Annotated in this window: 15 protein-coding genes; 11 read left to right on the forward strand and 4 right to left on the reverse strand. The window is 68.9% G+C overall.

What is annotated here, in order from left to right:
• The first annotated feature begins 9 nt into the window (after positions 1 to 9).
• From ABZ345_RS00275 to ABZ345_RS00290, 4 genes are all read left to right on the forward strand, one after another.
• Positions 10 to 411, forward strand: coding sequence for a helix-turn-helix domain-containing protein (locus tag ABZ345_RS00275; RefSeq protein ID WP_359841326.1), 402 nt, complete (start codon positions 10 to 12; stop codon positions 409 to 411).
• Between the two features lie 46 nt (positions 412 to 457).
• The gene (locus ABZ345_RS00280; RefSeq protein WP_359841328.1) at positions 458 to 1,459 is read left to right on the forward strand and encodes a hypothetical protein; all 1,002 of its coding nucleotides are present in this window, start codon (positions 458 to 460) and stop codon (positions 1,457 to 1,459) included.
• 52 nt (positions 1,460 to 1,511) lie between these two features.
• Positions 1,512 to 3,023 (forward strand): right-handed parallel beta-helix repeat-containing protein, encoded by a 1,512-nt coding sequence (locus ABZ345_RS00285; RefSeq protein ID WP_359841330.1) that lies wholly within the window; start codon positions 1,512 to 1,514, stop codon positions 3,021 to 3,023.
• 137 nt (positions 3,024 to 3,160) lie between these two features.
• Positions 3,161 to 3,865, forward strand: coding sequence for a PASTA domain-containing protein (locus tag ABZ345_RS00290; RefSeq protein ID WP_359841332.1), 705 nt, complete (start codon positions 3,161 to 3,163; stop codon positions 3,863 to 3,865).
• Positions 3,866 to 3,924: 59 nt separating this feature from the next.
• Here ABZ345_RS00290 and ABZ345_RS00295 read toward each other — a convergent pair whose 3' ends face one another.
• Positions 3,925 to 4,569: a TetR/AcrR family transcriptional regulator gene (locus ABZ345_RS00295; RefSeq protein WP_359841334.1), complete on the reverse strand. Its 645-nt coding sequence runs from the start codon at positions 4,567 to 4,569 to the stop codon at positions 3,925 to 3,927.
• Between the two features lie 105 nt (positions 4,570 to 4,674).
• Here ABZ345_RS00295 and ABZ345_RS00300 point away from each other — a divergent pair, with 105 nt between their 5' ends.
• The 4 genes from ABZ345_RS00300 (at position 4,675) to ABZ345_RS00315 (ending at position 8,731) form a co-directional block, all read left to right on the forward strand.
• On the forward strand, positions 4,675 to 5,448 hold the full coding sequence (locus ABZ345_RS00300; RefSeq protein ID WP_359841336.1) for an SDR family oxidoreductase: 774 nt from the start codon (positions 4,675 to 4,677) through the stop codon (positions 5,446 to 5,448).
• Between the two features lie 162 nt (positions 5,449 to 5,610).
• Positions 5,611 to 6,750, forward strand: coding sequence for an extracellular solute-binding protein (locus tag ABZ345_RS00305; RefSeq protein ID WP_359841338.1), 1,140 nt, complete (start codon positions 5,611 to 5,613; stop codon positions 6,748 to 6,750).
• Positions 6,751 to 6,839: 89 nt separating this feature from the next.
• Positions 6,840 to 8,087: a sensor histidine kinase gene (locus tag ABZ345_RS00310; RefSeq protein ID WP_359841339.1), complete on the forward strand. Its 1,248-nt coding sequence runs from the start codon at positions 6,840 to 6,842 to the stop codon at positions 8,085 to 8,087.
• Positions 8,084 to 8,731 (forward strand): response regulator transcription factor, encoded by a 648-nt coding sequence (locus ABZ345_RS00315; RefSeq protein ID WP_359841340.1) that lies wholly within the window; start codon positions 8,084 to 8,086, stop codon positions 8,729 to 8,731. The genes ABZ345_RS00310 and ABZ345_RS00315 overlap by 4 nt, the downstream gene beginning before the upstream one ends.
• Positions 8,732 to 9,015: 284 nt before the next feature.
• On the opposite strand, the gene ABZ345_RS00320 is transcribed toward ABZ345_RS00315, so the two are convergent.
• Positions 9,016 to 9,966 carry an alpha/beta hydrolase gene (locus ABZ345_RS00320; protein WP_359841342.1) on the reverse strand — a complete coding sequence of 317 codons (951 nt, stop codon included), beginning with the start codon at positions 9,964 to 9,966 and terminating at the stop codon, positions 9,016 to 9,018.
• Positions 9,967 to 9,992: 26 nt separating this feature from the next.
• Positions 9,993 to 10,937, reverse strand: coding sequence for an NADP-dependent oxidoreductase (locus ABZ345_RS00325; protein WP_359841344.1), 945 nt, complete (start codon positions 10,935 to 10,937; stop codon positions 9,993 to 9,995).
• Positions 10,938 to 11,250: 313 nt separating this feature from the next.
• Between ABZ345_RS00325 and ABZ345_RS00330 the strand changes: the two genes are divergently transcribed.
• The gene (locus ABZ345_RS00330; protein ID WP_359841346.1) at positions 11,251 to 11,748 is read left to right on the forward strand and encodes a MarR family winged helix-turn-helix transcriptional regulator; all 498 of its coding nucleotides are present in this window, start codon (positions 11,251 to 11,253) and stop codon (positions 11,746 to 11,748) included.
• A gap of 134 nt (positions 11,749 to 11,882) precedes the next feature.
• Positions 11,883 to 13,196 (forward strand): replication-associated recombination protein A, encoded by a 1,314-nt coding sequence (locus ABZ345_RS00335; RefSeq protein ID WP_359841348.1) that lies wholly within the window; start codon positions 11,883 to 11,885, stop codon positions 13,194 to 13,196.
• 12 nt (positions 13,197 to 13,208) lie between these two features.
• Here the strand turns inward: ABZ345_RS00335 and ABZ345_RS00340 are convergent, their stop codons facing one another.
• Positions 13,209 to 14,087 carry a LysR substrate-binding domain-containing protein gene (locus ABZ345_RS00340; RefSeq protein ID WP_359841350.1) on the reverse strand — a complete coding sequence of 293 codons (879 nt, stop codon included), beginning with the start codon at positions 14,085 to 14,087 and terminating at the stop codon, positions 13,209 to 13,211.
• Between the two features lie 174 nt (positions 14,088 to 14,261).
• On the opposite strand from ABZ345_RS00340, the gene ABZ345_RS00345 reads away from it, so the two are divergent.
• A complete protein-coding gene (locus tag ABZ345_RS00345) occupies positions 14,262 to 14,996 on the forward strand; it encodes an SDR family oxidoreductase (RefSeq protein WP_359842220.1) in 735 nt (244 codons plus the stop codon).
• The last annotated feature ends 59 nt before the right edge of the window (positions 14,997 to 15,055 follow it).

Genomic DNA, 15,055 nt, shown 5'->3' on the forward strand with positions numbered 1-15,055 from the left:
GCTCCTGACGTGCGGGAAAATGTTGAGGCCAAGCGGCGTGCGCCTGATCGGCACAGTGATCTGTTCCACAGCGACTGCCCTGGCCGGGTCATCTTCGACGACATCACCAGCCGCTGGGCGCCGCTGATCCTGGTCAAGCTGGCCGAGAGCCCGTTGCGGTTCTACGAGCTGCGTGACCACATCGGCGGCATCAGCGAGAAGGTGCTGTCGGAGAAGCTGCGCCTGCTCACCCGCGACGGACTGGTCGACCGCACGGTCGAGCCGGCGATCCCGCCACGGGTCAGCTACGCGCTCACGGACACGGGCCACAGCCTCGCCAAGCCACTGCGCCAACTCATGCGCTGGGTCGCCGACAACGGCGAGACCGTCCTGGCCACCCGAACCGGGCACGACGACCAGCCTGCCTCCTGAGCGCAAAGCCCGACCGCGGGCACGGCGTGCGTGGGATGGTGAAGCGGTGGACACGACTGAGACCTTGGGCGCCGTGGCACATCCGGGCGGCATGCTGGTGCGTCGACCGGAACTGACCGTGGGTGTCGTGCGCGCGGTGTCCCGGCTCTCGGCTCTGGAGATCGAACTACTGGCCCGCCATCCGCTGGATCGTCGTAGTGCCACCGAAAGGCAGCAGGACATCCGCCAGCTTCCGAGCCGACCGGCGGTCGCCCCGCGCCGATTGCTGCCGGAGTACGACGAGGGCATCGACCTGCGCGTCGGCCTGCTCGATCCCGCCGGCCGCGTGCGCTGGGAGTTCGCCACGTCCTCCATGTCGAGCAGTGGCGATTACTACCTCGGCACGTCCGGTCCCACCTACCGCTCTGTGTTCCGGTTTCCGCCGTCGTTCGACCAGATGTCGCTCGTGCTCGCCTGGCCGGAGATCGGCTTCCCGGAAACCGTCATCCCCCTGCCGCTGCCCGACCGGACCACCGTCGAGCGAGCCACGACCTCGATCTGGCAGGCACCACTGGACGTTCGTCCCGTGCCTGATGGGCTCACCCACCGTGCCGGCGACCACCACGCCTCACCGGCCCTCGAAGCGGGCACGAACGTCGCGCCACCCCGGGTACTGCTCCGCCACGATCACCGCGCCGCCGTCGTGCTCACTCGACTGATCGAGGCGAACTCGATGCTGTCCATGGAACTGCGCGGATTCGCCAAGCACGATTCCGCGGACGCGATCAACCCCCACGCGTTCCACGGCCGGCGGAGGACGTCAGCCGAGATGGACGACCCGGCGCAGATCCGAGCGCACCGCGGTCCGTCCGTGGCAGTCGTCCAAGGGCACGAGGCGATCTGGATTCCGCCGGGTGACGGCTCCTTCTCCGGAGGAGACCAGACCTTCTCGAGCCTCCAGGAGTTCACGCTGAACCGCCCGCACGGCGACCTGCTCGACCTGATCGTGGCCTGGCCTCTCGCCGGACTCGACGACGTACGCGTGCACATTCCCCTCACCCCGGCTTGAGTCACGCGTTCACTGTCGACGAACTGTCGACGGGCCCTGCAACGGTGGCCGCATGGACAAACGACGGGTGTTGCTGGTGACCGCGGCGATCGCCGCGCTGTCGATCGGGACGGCGGTCGCCGTGCAGGCGGCCGGGTCCAAGGCCGGCTCGGGGGCCGGCGGGTGTTTCGACCCCGTGGCCTTCGGAGCCGTGCCGGACGACGGCGCGGACGACCGGGTGCCCATCCAGACCGCCATCGACGCTGCCAGCACCGCGGGTGGCGGCACGGTGTGCCTGGGCAGCGGGCGCTGGCGGGTGACCCGCGCGCCCGCGGGGTCCTACAACCGGGCCGCGGCGCTGTCCACGCACGCAGCGCACGTGACGTTCAGCGGCACCGGGCCGGGCACGGTGCTCGAACTGGCGGGAGACCAGCAGGCAGGTGCGGTCGCGGTGATCTCGATCGACCCCGGGGCGAGCGACATCACCGTGGAGCGGCTCAGGATCGACACCTCGGCGACGACCAACACCGACGAGCAGACCCACGCGATCGCGATCGGTTCCGGCGTGTGCACGACGGCGAACGGAACCTGCTCGATGCCGGTAACGGACGTCACGGTGCGGGACGTCGTCTTCGCGCACCCGTCGACACCAGGTGCGCGCAAGGGCGACTGCATCCGGTTGCTCGGCAACACCCCGGCCACGGCGGTCAGGCGCGTGACGATCACAGGCGGGTCGTTCGTCAACTGCGCTCGCTCCGGGATCGGCGTGCAGCGCAACGTGTTCTCCCTGGCGGTACTGGGAAACCACTTCGGCGAGCAGATCGGCGACACCGCCTTCGACGCGGAGGCCACCGGCGGCGAGTGGGACGACGGCCTGCGGCTGGAGGGCAACTCCTTCGCCGACTCGAAGGTGACGTCCAGTGCCGCGGTGTCGAGCTACCGGCACGTCACGGTCACCGGGAACACGTTCAGTGGCAAGGGACTAGCCCTCTACCGGACCGAGGACGTCGTCGTCACAGGCAACACGTTCGACGTGACGGCGTCGACCGGGGCCGGCGTCGTCGACTCGCAGAACGTCGCCACCCGCGACAAGATCACCGGCAACATCATCCGGCGCCACGGCGTGTCCGGTCCCGGCATCCGGATCACCCCGCACAGCGGCGGGATCCCGGCCCAGGTGACGGTGAGCGGCAACACGATCGTCCTGGACGGCAACGCGGACGCGATCTACGGCGAGTCGGTGCACGAGATCGGCATTCGCGACAACGACATCACGTTCACCGAAGCCGCCCCCGACGGCTCCGGAATCACGTTGCAGGGCATCAACGGTCCGATCGAGGACGCGATGATCACGGGCAACACGGTGACCGGCGCGAGTCCCTACTTCGCGGCGGTCCGGCTCGACTCGCGCCCCGAACCGTTCCGCGGTGTCACGGTCGCGCTCAACTCCTCGCGCGGCGCCATCCGCTCGCTGCAGTGCTCACAACGGGCACCGGGCGGCTTCCCGCCGTCGATCGTGTCGACCGGCAACCGCTGGAACGTCGCGCCGACCTGCCCGGTCGCCACTCTTCAGCCAGGTCAATGAGAAGACGGTGCTGAACGGGCGGAGGTCCTGCGGTCGCGAGGCAGCAGGACCTCCGCGCTGTCGACGGATTGTCGATGGATTGCAATCGCTCGGTCCTAGCGTCGCCTTGCGACGTACTCGACGAAAGGACTTTCGCGATGAAATCGACGTTACGCGGGCTGGCGGTGATCGGCATGGCCCTGCCGATGCTGCTCGGCATTGGGAGCCAGATCGGTTGGGCCGCACCAGCTGTGGCCAACGGGACCGCGCCGGACGCGCATCTCTCGGCTGCTGCCGTCACCTTCACGACCGGCAACGACAACAAGGACTTCGACACGCTCGTGCGGGCACAGGTGGAGACGCCGTCCGGCCGGGTCGCCAGCGACTTCAGCGACTTCGGCACCGAGTACAAGGACAACAGCGTCCACGGGCCGTTCATGATGCGGACCGACACCGGTGTCACCGCCGCCATGCTGAGCTCCGGCACCGTGCGGATCTCGATAGATCCCAACGGGAACGACACCTGGCACTTCAACTACGGGCTGACCCTGTTCTTCTCGGACGGCACGTCGTTCGTCATGCAGGTCAACAACAAGTCGCTCGACCAGGACTCCCGGCAGCTGACCACCCCGTTCACCCTCGCCACCCAGGTGGCGGTGCCTGACGTGATCGGCTTCTCGGCGAGCGACGCTCGGGCCACCCTGCAGGCCGCGGGGCTGTCGGCCGTCGTGGGGTCGGCTGTCGACCCCACGTGCAACTTCATCAACCAGGTCATGCGCGAGAACCCGCGAGCGGGCACCATCGTGAACGTCGGTTCCACGGTCAGCATCACGATCGGACTGAAACCGCGAATCTGCCCCTGACGGGCTGTGCGTCAGAGCGGACGAGGCGAACTCGCTTCGTCCGCTTCGCGATGGCGGACTCAGTCGTCGGTGGACGCCCCCGGTCCAGTCACGGCGTACCGGGCGGCGGTGGTGCGGACGGCCTCGTCGACCACCTGAGCGACGCGTTCGGCGCTCACCTCCCAGCCCGGCACCAGAAGTGTCGGCCAGAAGACGTAGTTGGAGATCATGCCGAGGAACTGGGTGGCTGCGAGGTCCACGTCCTCGACCCGCACCGTTCCCGCCTCGCGTTCAGCCACGAGGTAGCTGCGCACGGACTCGAAGTAGGGCATCTTCCCTTGCGAGAACTGCGCATGGGCCAGCTCGGGGAACCGCGGCAGCTCGGCGATGACGATCCTGAACAGGTCGGTCATCTGGGCACGGCCCAGCAGCGCGGCGTAACGGCGACCGATGATGCCGAGTCCGTCGACGATGTTGCCCGCCGGCGGAGGATCTTCCTCGTCGGCGGTCGACCAGGACTCGGTCACGATGGCGTCGAACAGGGCGGCTTTGGTCGGAAACTGCTTGAACAAGGTGGCCCGCGAAACGCCCGAGCTCTCCGCGATCCGCGCCAGCGACGTCCGGTCGTAGCCCAGCTCGAGAAACAGCGCGGTCGCGGCCTTCACGATCAGCGCGCGCTTCTCCTGGGCGACGCGCTGGTGATACGTCATCACGACCTTGCTCATGGCCCGAGCATACGAGGTGAGTGGCTTGACTCGCCATTGCCACCGACCTAGTGTCGAGCCGGATGGTGAGTCGCCCGACTCACCACTGGCCGTCTAAGGAATCTGATGCCCCGCTTCGACAACCAGACCGTGCTCGTGACCGGTGGGACCGGCGGCCAGGGCTCGAGCCACGTGCGCGCCTTCCACGCGGAGGGAGCGAACGTGGTGATCGGCGCCATCGACGCAGAACGCGGCGCCGCTCTAGCCGACGAGCTCGGGACCCGCGCACGCTTCGTGCACCTTGACGTCACCGACGAGGGCTCGTGGTCTGCCGCTGTACTGGCCGCCGAGAGCGCTTTCGGCGCCCTGAACGTGCTCGTCAACAACGCGGGCGTGCAGAACCCTCCCGCAACGATCGAAAACACGGACCAGGCCACGTGGTCGCGCATCCTCGACATCAACCTCACAGGGACCTTCCTCGGCATCAAGGTCGCGGCCCCCGCTCTGCGCCGCGCAGGAGGGGGAGCCATCGTCAACATCGCCTCGACCATGGCCCTGGGCGGCACGGCTCACTACGCGCCGTACGTCGCCAGCAAGTGGGCCCTGCGAGGCCTCACCCGAACCGCGGCGCTCGAGCTCGGCCGCGACCACATCCGCGTGAACACCATCCACCCCGGCGTGATCGCGACCCCCTTCATCCACGAACCAGCAGCCGGCGCCACCACGGCGATCGCCGACTTCTACTCACCCGAGCCGTTCGCCATCCCCCGGCTCGGGGAGCCGACCGAAGTCAGCCGTCTTCTCCTGTTCCTCACGTCATCGGACGCGTCGTTCATCACGGGTTCGGAGTACGTGATCGACGGCGGACTCCTCCTCGGCCCCGCCCTCCAGGCCGCATGAGCACTCCAGCCGACCTGGGCGTGCCGCGTTCAATCGTTCGGTTGAACCCGGATTCGATCCTCCGCTTGCGATGACGCTCCGCACGGATGACGCGGAGATCTTCCGACCGCAACATGATGGGCATCGTCGAACAGGCTGACTTTGGGACAGAAGGGTTTCACCGTGTCGAGCTCGCTCAGCAGACGACGTGTCCTCGCCGCAGGTGCCGGCGCAGCGCTCGGCCTCGGTGCTCTCGGGCGTGCCGCGGGGTCAGCGGAAACCGCCGGGACACCGCAGACCGCCGGGCCCGAGGAGAACAGGACGCTCGACGAGCTCTACCAGGCCGCACTCGGGGAAGGCGGCAAGCTCGCCATCTACGCCGGTGGCGACACCCCGACCCAGCAGGACGGCACGAAGGCGGCGTTCAAGGCCCGTTTCCCGGGCATCGACCTGACGCTGATCGTGGACTACAGCAAGTACCACGACGTCCGCCTCGACAACCAGTTCGCCACCGGCACCGTCGTGCCGGACGTCGTGCAGCTGCAGACCTTGCAGGACTTCGTGCGGTGGAAGGCACTGGGGCGCCTGCTGCACTACAAGCCCGCCGGGTTCTCGAAGGTGCACGACGGTTTCAAGGATCGTGAGGGCGCCTGGGTCGCCGTCGGGGCGATCGCCTTCAGCTTCATGTACGGGCCCGCGGCCGTCGGTTCGGACGCGCCGCGCACGCCCCTCGACCTCGTCGACCCGAAGTGGAAGGGCAAGATCGCCTCGTCGTACCCGCACGACGACGACGCCGTGCTCTACCTCTATTCGCTCTACGCCCAGACCTACGGCTGGGACTGGGTGGCCAAGCTGGCGGCTCAGGACGTGCGGTTCGGCCGCGGCAGCAACTCGCCGGGCGAGGCGGTCGCGGCCGGGCAGAAGGCCATCGGCATCGGCGGTGCCGGCTCACTGGTGGCGCCGCCGTCGTCGCCGCTGAGGTTCGTGGCCGCGGACGGGCATCCGTTCATGGCCTGGGGTCAGCGGGCCGCGATTCTGAAGCAGGCCAAGAACCCCACCGCCGCCAAGCTGTACCTGAACTGGCAGTTGTCCCTCACCCAGCAACAGGCGTCGTTCAACGGCTGGTCGGTGCGGACGGACGTCACCCCGCCGGCCGGCCTGAAGCCCATCTGGAAGTACCCGAACGCGCACGTCGACGGCTTCCCGCGATTCATGGCCGACCGCGCCGAGGTGGAGCGTTGGAAGCAGACCTTCGCGCTGTACTTCGGTGAGGTCAAGGGCGACCCCACGCCCGGATGGCCCGGACTGCGTCCCGGCGCCTGATGGTGAAGGGCGAGGGCCGCTGACGGTGGCCCTCGCTCTTCACCTCGGTCACACCACGGGTGGATACACTGGGGCTTCGCTGGTCCTAAGTGGAGCAACAATCCCCGGGGGTTGCTTTGTCCGACCGCGGGTCCGCCCGGCCGCCGCTGTCGGCACATCGAAGCCGGACAGTTCTCGAACTGCTTCCGCACCTCGTGTTCTTCATCATCGTGTGCGCCGCGACGGTCCGGCTCGTGGACCTGAACGTCGCACTGTGCTGGCAGATCGTGACCATCAGCTCGGCGCTCGCCGCCGTGTACGCGGCAGGTATGACACTGCGCTCCACGCTGAGCCCGCTCGCGAGGCACGGCTGGGTGGTGGCGCTGATCCTGCTCTGGGCAGCCCTTCTCGCGCTCACCCCGCCGTTCCTGACCGTTGCGTACGTCTGGTGCGCCGTGCCGCTGGCGTGTGCGGTCCTGCGCGTGCTCGGCCGCCGCGGGGCGTTGGTCGCGGTGGGAGCGATCACCACCGTGCTGGTCGCCCGGCTGGTCTGGGCCACCGGCGGGTTCGACCTCGAGGTCGTGCTGATCCCCGTGGTGGCGGTCTGGGGCACCGTGGCCCTGTACTGGGCCCAGCAACGGGACGCCGAGGAGCGGCAGCGCCTCGTGGAGGAGTTGCGCGGCACGCGCGACGTGCTGGTGCGGGAACAGCACCGGGCCGGTGTGCTGGAGGAACGCACCCGCATCGCCCGGGATCTGCACGACACACTCGCCCAGGAACTGTCCGGCGGCGTGATGCTGCTGCAGGCGGCCGAACGGAACTGGGAGGGGCAACCGGATGTCGCGCGCACCCAGGTCCGCATGGTCGCCGACGGTCTGAGCGCGGGTCTCGCCGAGACCCGGCGCATCATCACCGACCTCACGCCGCCCGAGATCGCTGACGCCGGACTCGCGGGCGCACTGCGCCTGCTGTGCGACCGTGCGCGGCAGAACGAGACCGCCGAGCGCGTGGAGTTTCGCGCCGTTGGGCCGCACCGCCCCGGCCTGGACGAACAGGTCGCCACCACGTTGTTCCGCGTGGCGCAGAGCGCGCTGGCCAACGTGCGCGAACACGCACACGCCACCACCGTGACGGTGATCCTTCGCCAGCAGCAAGAGCGCGTCGAGCTGGAGGTGCGCGACGACGGCGCCGGCTTCGAGCTCACCGGTGAGGTATCCGGAACGGGCCGAGGCTTCGGCCTGCACTCGGCTCAGGCTCGGCTGCTCGAGTGCGGGGGACACCTCGACGTCGACAGCGCACCTGGTCGGGGCACCCGGGTCGTGGCCGCCGTTCCTCGCCTGACGGCAGCGGTCTCATGACCGTCACCCCGTTGCGCCTGCTGATCGCCGACGACCACACGGTCGTGCGGGCCGGGCTGCGGGCATTGCTCGAAGGTGAACCCGACTTCACCGTGGTCGCAGAGGTGGGCAGCGGCGACGAGGCCGTGCGGATTGCTGTCGGCCTGAGGCCCGACGTCGTGCTGATGGATCTGCGGTTCGGAAACGCGGAACACGGCATCGACGGGGTCGAGGCAGTCCGCATGCTGACCGCCGAGCTGCCCGGCACGGCGGTCGTGATGCTGACCAGCTACTCCGGACACGCCGACGTCGTCCGCGCGTTGCAGGCCGGTGCGCGCGGCTACGTGCTCAAGGCAGGACTGCCAGAAGAGCTCTTCCGCGCCGTGCGCGAGGCCGCCACCGGGGGCATCGGCCTCGCGTCCGAGGTCGTCGGGCACCTGGTCGGCCGAGTGGTCACCCCTCCGCTGGAGTTGAGCGAGCGCGAGAAGGAAGTCATCCGGTTGATGGCGGACGGTCACAGCAACCGTTCGATCGCGCAGTCGCTGTTCCTCAGCGAGGCCACGGTCAAGACGCACCTGGTGCGCGTCTACCGGAAACTGGGTGTCGACAACCGGGCGGCGGCCGTTTCCGAGGCGGTGCGCCGGGGGCTGCTGGAGCTCACGTAGCACTACCGCGAACTCGAAGACGGCCTCGGCCTGGACCACTTCGAAAGCCGCTCCTGGCTGGGCTGGCACCGCCACGTCACCCTCGCTGCCGCAGCCCAGGCCATCTGCATCCAGCTCCGCCACACCCCAAAGCCCCTGCGCAGGCCTGAGCCCCTACGCGGTCCTGCGCGAACTCCAGGCCTTTCTCGCGGTCTGGACCGGCATCCGCCACACCTGCCGACAACCCGTCCAGACCCCAGCGCCCACAGCAAGACCCCAGGTCAGCAACACCTGACAGAGCACTACTAGATCGACCTGAGGACTCGGACGCGGTCGGCGACGGCGCGCCGTGCCACGTCCGAGTCGAAGGCGATCGAGTCGAACTCGTGCGGCGCGCCAGGGTGCAGGTGGAACTCGACCGGTACGCCGGCGCGGCTGAGCTTCGTCGCGTAAGCCAGGTCCTCGTCGCGGAAGACGTCGAGCTGGCCGACCTCGACGTAGGCCGGTGGCAGGCCGGACGCGTCCTCGAGCCGGGCGGGTGCCGCGGTAGCCGGGACGTCGGGTCCGCCGGCGGCGTCGCCGAGCAGCGCGGGCCACGCGGTGAGGCTGTCGTCGTAAGACCACAACGCGTAGGGCGCGATGTGCGGGTCGACCTCGGTGGTGCGGTCGTCGAGCATCGGCATGATCAGAATCTGACGGGCGATGGCCGGGCCGCCGCGGTCACGGGCGAGGATCGACAGTGCCGCCGCCATCCCGCCTCCGGCACTGTCGCCCATCACGCCGATTCGGGCGGGGTCGACGCCCAGTTCGGCGGCGTTGTCGTGCAGCCAGCGCAGCGCCGTGTAAGCGTCTTCGAGCGAGGTGGGGAACGGGTGTTCGGGCGCCCGGCGGTACTCGACGGACAGCATCGGCACGCCGCTCGCGGACACGTACCGGGAGACCGGCCCGTCGAACAGGTCGATGTGGCCGAAGATGTACCCGCCGCCGTGGAAGAACAGCACGGCCGGGCCTGGCGTCGCGCCTTCCTTGGTGTACCAACGCATCGTGATCCGTGCACCGTCGTCCGCGGTGGCGTGGTGGTCGGTGGTGGTCACGTCGGCCGGGATCGGCTGGGCCGTTCCGGCGGCGGCGATGATCGGCTCCCACATGGCCCTGCGCGCCTCGACGTCGCCCACGGCCGGAGGAGTGGCGTCCGCCATCGCTCCGGCCATCGGAGCAAGTGCGATGGCGATCTCGGGATCCAGCACGAGTGACATGGTCTGCTTCTCTCTGTTGTGGGTTGTCAGACGCCGGAGACGAGGAAGACGACCTTGCCGCGGACCGAGCCCGTCGCGGCCCGGGCGTGGATCCCAGGCAGTTCGGTCAGCGGCACGCGCTGGGCGACGTCGACCCGCAGGTCGCCGGAGTCGACCAGCGCTACGAGCTTCGCCAGCTGCTCGGCGTCGCTGCGGACGTAGAGGTTGATGCCGCGCACGTCGCGGTCTTCGTCGGTCGGCGCGGGCATCCAGATCGTCGTGTTGACGACGACTCCGCCAGGACGGACCACAGTGACCAGCTCGGCCAGGACCGCCGGGTCGACCGGCGCGAGGTTGAGCACGAGGTCAACCTCCTCGGTCAGCGCCGAGAGCACGCTGGTGGTGGTGTGGTCGACGACCTCGTCGGCACCGGCGGTCCGCACGGCCTCGGCGCTGCGCGGGCTCGCCGTGGCGATCACGTGGGCACCGGCCTCCTTGGCCAGCTGGACGGCGTAGCCACCGACCGGTCCGCCCGCGCCGTTGACCAGCACGCGCTGCCCGGCCTTGAGCTGACCGTGGTCGAAGAGCGCCTGGTAGGCGGTGAGGCCTACCAGTGGCAACGCGGCGGCGTCGGCCAGCGGGATGCTCTTGGGAGCCAGGGCCAGGGCGACGGCCGGTGCGATGACGTACTCGGCCGCCGCGCCGGGCTTGGTCATCGGCAGGAAACCCACGACCTCGTCGCCGACCGCGAAGCCTTCGACGCCCTCGCCCAGTGCGTCGACCGTGCCGGCGACGTCGAGGCCGGGGGTGTGCGGCAGTTCGACAGGGATCGGGCCCTGCATGACGCCCAGGCGGATGTTGCCCTCGACGGGGTTGAACGTCGTGGCCGTGACGCGGATCAGGACCTCACCGGCTCCGGCGACGGGCTGCTCCACGTCCTCGTACCGCAGGACCTCGGGGCCGCCGAACTCGTGGAAACGCACTGCCTTCATGGCAACTCTCCCTCGTTGTTTGCTTCGAACTCGAAGCACCTGGACCTGAGAGTAGACCTGCTTCGAATTCGAAGCAAAGTGACGTGCGGCACGTCATGGCCTGGGATCAGCGGGGAGGGCCGAGCAGGACGTTGCCGGAGATCTCGGCGGCTTCCGCGAGCAACGACAGCGGGATGTCGAACCCTGGTGTGCGCCGCTGTCAGGCCGCCATGTCCTGCAGTGCTCACCTGTCTCCAGCGCTTCTCGACTCGTGCACTCCTTGGCGGAGCGTTCCCCGAGCGCTCCTTCGAATTCGAAGCAGTAGGCTGCGGCCATGCCCGACTCACCGCCGTCGCTCGACCCCGTCCAGCTCGGCGCCTACTTCGCCCTCGTCGAGGTGACCAGCCTGCTGCGCCACGCGGTCGAGCAGCAGCTGAAGGAAGCTGGTGACCTGAGCTACGTGCAGTTCCAACTGCTGGCGCGACTCGGGGACTCGCCGACGGGCAGCCACCGCATGACCGACCTGGCCGACGGCGTCGTTTACAGCCGCAGCGGTCTGACCTATCAAGTGGGACTGCTGGAGAAGGCGGGTCTGGTCGAACGCTCACCGTCCGCTGACGACGAGCGGAGCGTCACGGTCACCATCACCGATGCCGGACGCACGTTGCTCGCGGCGGTGTTGCCCGGGCACGTCGAGGTCGTCAGCGGGCTGCTCTTCGAACCGCTGTCGCGCGATGATGTTCACGCCCTCGCAGAACTGCTGGCGCCGGTGCGCGACCACATGCGATCAGCGCCGCCGCGTTCGGCAGCGCCTCGCCGCCGCAAGAGTTGACGTCACCTGGCCAGGAGGTCACCCGTCTCGTTGAGTGACGCGAGCTTCCCCCGATTGGCTGAGCCCGCGATTGTCGGTGTCGCGTGCAACGCTCGCCATGCCCGCACACGTCCCGCCTCCCACCCGAGAGTCCGATGAAACCGACCGAACCGACCCTGCCGCTCTTCGACGAGGAGCCCGCCCGGCCACTCGCCGACCGCCTGCGCCCCACCCGGCTCGAAGACGTCGTCGGGCAGGACCACCTGCTGGCCCCAGACGCCCCGCTGGGCCGCATGGTCACCCAGCAGCACCTCGGCTCCGTCATCCTGTGGGGGCCGCCCGGCGTCGGGAAGACGACCATCGCCCGGCTCCTCGCGGAGGGCAGCAACCTGACCTTCGAATCGGTCTCGGCCACCTTCTCCGGCGTGGCCGATCTGCGGAAGGTCTTCACCGCCGCACGAAACCGCCGCCACGTCGGCCAGGGCACCCTGCTGTTCGTCGACGAGATCCACCGCTTCAACCGCGCCCAGCAGGACAGCTTCCTTCCCTACGTCGAGGACGGCACGATCGTCCTGATCGGCGCCACCACGGAGAACCCGAGCTTCGAACTCAACGGCGCCCTCCTGTCCCGCACCCAGGTCCTCGTGCTCACCCGCCTCGACGAAGCCGCGCTGTCCACACTGCTCAACCGCGCCGAGCAGCTCACCCGCCACCGGCTGCCCCTGGACCACGACGCCCGCCGCGCCCTGATCGCCATGGCCGACGGCGACGGCCGCTACCTCCTCAACATGGCCGAACAGCTCCAAGCCCTCACCGACGTCGCGACACCCCTGGACACCACCGCGCTCGCCCACCACATCCAGCAGCGCGCCCCGCTCTACGACAAGGCACAGGACAGCCACTACAACCTGATCTCCGCGCTGCACAAGTCGATGCGCGGCTCCGACCCGGACGCGGCCCTGTACTGGCTCGCCCGCATGCTCGACGGCGGCGAGGACCCGCTGTACGTGGCCCGCCGACTGGTCCGCTTCGCCAGCGAGGACATCGGCATGGCCGACCCGCACGCGGTTGGGCAGACCCTCGCCGCCTGGGACGTCTACGAACGCCTCGGCTCGCCTGAGGGCGAGTTGGCGATCGCCCAGGCAGTCGTCTACCTCGCCACCGCCCCGAAGTCCATCGCCGTCTACCGCGGCTTCGACGCGGCACATCAGGCCGCCCGGCGCACCGGCTCGCTCATGCCGCCCGCCCACATCCTCAACGCCCCGACCCGGCTGATGAAGGACCTCGGCTACGGCAAGGACTACCAGTACGACCCCGACACCACCGACGGCTTCTCCGGCGCCGACTACTTCCCGGCCGGCATGGACCGCGAGACGTACTACCAGCCCACCCACAACGGCCACGAGATCGAGATCGCCGAACGCCTGCGCGATTGGGCTGCCTCGCGTGCCCGCCGACAACGCGGATGACGGGGCCGAGGCTCAAGCCGAGTCGAGGGTCCCGCATTCTGCCGTGATCTCGGCCGTCGCCTGAGCCGCGGCGACGAAGTCGTCGACCAGTGGCGAGGTGCGCGATGCCGCCACCGCGAGGCACACCTGGTCGGGCGCAAGGTCCGGAATGGACACATAGCTGATGTCCGGCCGCGAGTGGAACACGGTCGCTGAACGCCCCACGAACGAGATGCCCCGGCCCGCCGCGACGTGCTCGAGCGTCTCCTCCACCCCGCGCACCCGGAGCCCGGAGTCGGGATGCGGACGCCGGGTGGGTTGCGTGCTCGGGCCGGCATGCCAGACCAGCGGCTCGCCGGCCAGGTCGGCTTCGGTGACCTCCTCCTTGCCGGCCAGCCGGTGACCGGCGGGCAGCACGACCACGAGCGGCTCGGTGTACAGCGGAGTGAGGCGCAGGCCGGTTTCGTCGATGGGCAGCCGCACGTAGCCGACGTCGACGCGGCCGTCGAGCAGCATCGGGGCCTGGTCGTCCCATTCCATCCGCAGCACGTCCACGACCACGTCAGGATGCCGGGCCTCGAACGCCCGCGTCGCCGGGATGACCGGGATGCCGGTCCGGAAGCCGACCGCCAGCCGACGGCTGCCGCGGGCGGCTACGGTCACCCTGCGGCGGACGGCGTGCGCGGACGCGAGCAGCGGGCCGGCGTCGGCCAGCAGTTGCCGGCCCGCGTCGGTCAGCGCCACGCTGTGGCGATCTCTGGTGAACAGCAGGGCGCCGAGATCCTGCTCCAGCGCGCGGATCTGCCGACTGAGCGCCGGCTGCGCGATGTGCAGCTCGTCGGCGGCGCGGCCGAAGTGCAACCGGTCGGCCACGGCGACGAAGTAGCGCAGTTTGCGCAGGTCCAGATCCATGGCGCCTCCCGCCTGGTGATGCCTCCAAGGTATCACCACGGCTAAAAGAAGTCTTGGACACCTGCTCAGACCAATGGCACCGTTAATGGAGACCGAGCGAATTCGACACAGGAATTCGGTGTGTTCGGCATTCAATCGCCCTGTTCGGATCTCCATCAATTCAACGGAGTGATCGTGGGAAAGCTCGATGGCAAGGTAGCGGTGATCACCGGCGGATCCGCCGGCATGGCACTGGCCGGCGCCAAGCTGTTCGTCGAGGAAGGAGCGCACGTCTTCATCCAGGCCCGGCGGCAGGAAGCGCTGGACGACGCCGTCAAGCTGATCGGCCGCAACGTCACCGCCGTCCAGGGTGACGCGGCCGAACTGGACGACCTGGACCGCTTGTACGACACCGTCAAGCGGGAAAAGGGCTCGATCGACGTGCTGTGGGCCAGCGCCGGGATGGGCGAACCCGCCGTCCTCGGCGAGATCACCGAGGAACAGTTCGACCGCGCCTTCTCGCTCAACGCGCGCGGCACCCTGTTCACCGTGCAGAAGGCATTGCCGCTGATCAACGACAACGGCTCGATCTTCATGACCGGATCCAACGCCTCCCTGGGTGCCTTTCCCGGCTGGAGCCTCTACGCGGGAAGCAAAGCTGTCCAGCAGGCCTGGGCCCGCGTCTGGCTCAACGAACTGCGCGACCGCAAGATCCGGGTCAACGTCCTGACCCCCGGCCAGGTCGCCACCGCCAAACAGGAAGAATTGTTCGACGAGGCGACCAAGACCGCATTCGAATCTCTCATTCCCCGCGGAATGATGGGCCGCCCAGAAGAAATCGCCACCATCGCACTGTTCCTCGCCTCAGACGACTCCAGCTACGTCAACGGCCTGGAACTGGTCGCCGACGGCGGCACCACCGCCATCTGAACCACGCCCCCATTTTCGGGGATGGCGGCAGGTTCAAGCATCCACGAACCCTGACAACA

The organism is Lentzea sp. NPDC005914, assembly GCF_040629405.1.
Taxonomy (GTDB): domain Bacteria; phylum Actinomycetota; class Actinomycetes; order Mycobacteriales; family Pseudonocardiaceae; genus Lentzea.

Bases quoted from the DNA above. Each gene is read 5' to 3' on its own strand.
- ABZ345_RS00285 (WP_359841330.1), top strand. From the start codon at position 1,512: ATGGACAAACGACGGGTGTTGCTGGTGACCGCGGCGATCGCCGCGCTG.
- ABZ345_RS00290 (WP_359841332.1), top strand. From the start codon at position 3,161: ATGAAATCGACGTTACGCGGGCTGGCGGTGATCGGCATGGCCCTGCCG.
- ABZ345_RS00295 (WP_359841334.1), bottom strand. From the start codon at position 4,569: ATGAGCAAGGTCGTGATGACGTATCACCAGCGCGTCGCCCAGGAGAAG.
- ABZ345_RS00300 (WP_359841336.1), top strand. From the start codon at position 4,675: ATGCCCCGCTTCGACAACCAGACCGTGCTCGTGACCGGTGGGACCGGC.
- ABZ345_RS00315 (WP_359841340.1), top strand. From the start codon at position 8,084: ATGACCGTCACCCCGTTGCGCCTGCTGATCGCCGACGACCACACGGTC.
- ABZ345_RS00320 (WP_359841342.1), bottom strand. From the start codon at position 9,966: ATGTCACTCGTGCTGGATCCCGAGATCGCCATCGCACTTGCTCCGATG.
- ABZ345_RS00325 (WP_359841344.1), bottom strand. From the start codon at position 10,937: ATGAAGGCAGTGCGTTTCCACGAGTTCGGCGGCCCCGAGGTCCTGCGG.
- ABZ345_RS00330 (WP_359841346.1), top strand. From the start codon at position 11,251: ATGCCCGACTCACCGCCGTCGCTCGACCCCGTCCAGCTCGGCGCCTAC.
- ABZ345_RS00335 (WP_359841348.1), top strand. From the start codon at position 11,883: ATGAAACCGACCGAACCGACCCTGCCGCTCTTCGACGAGGAGCCCGCC.
- ABZ345_RS00340 (WP_359841350.1), bottom strand. From the start codon at position 14,087: ATGGATCTGGACCTGCGCAAACTGCGCTACTTCGTCGCCGTGGCCGAC.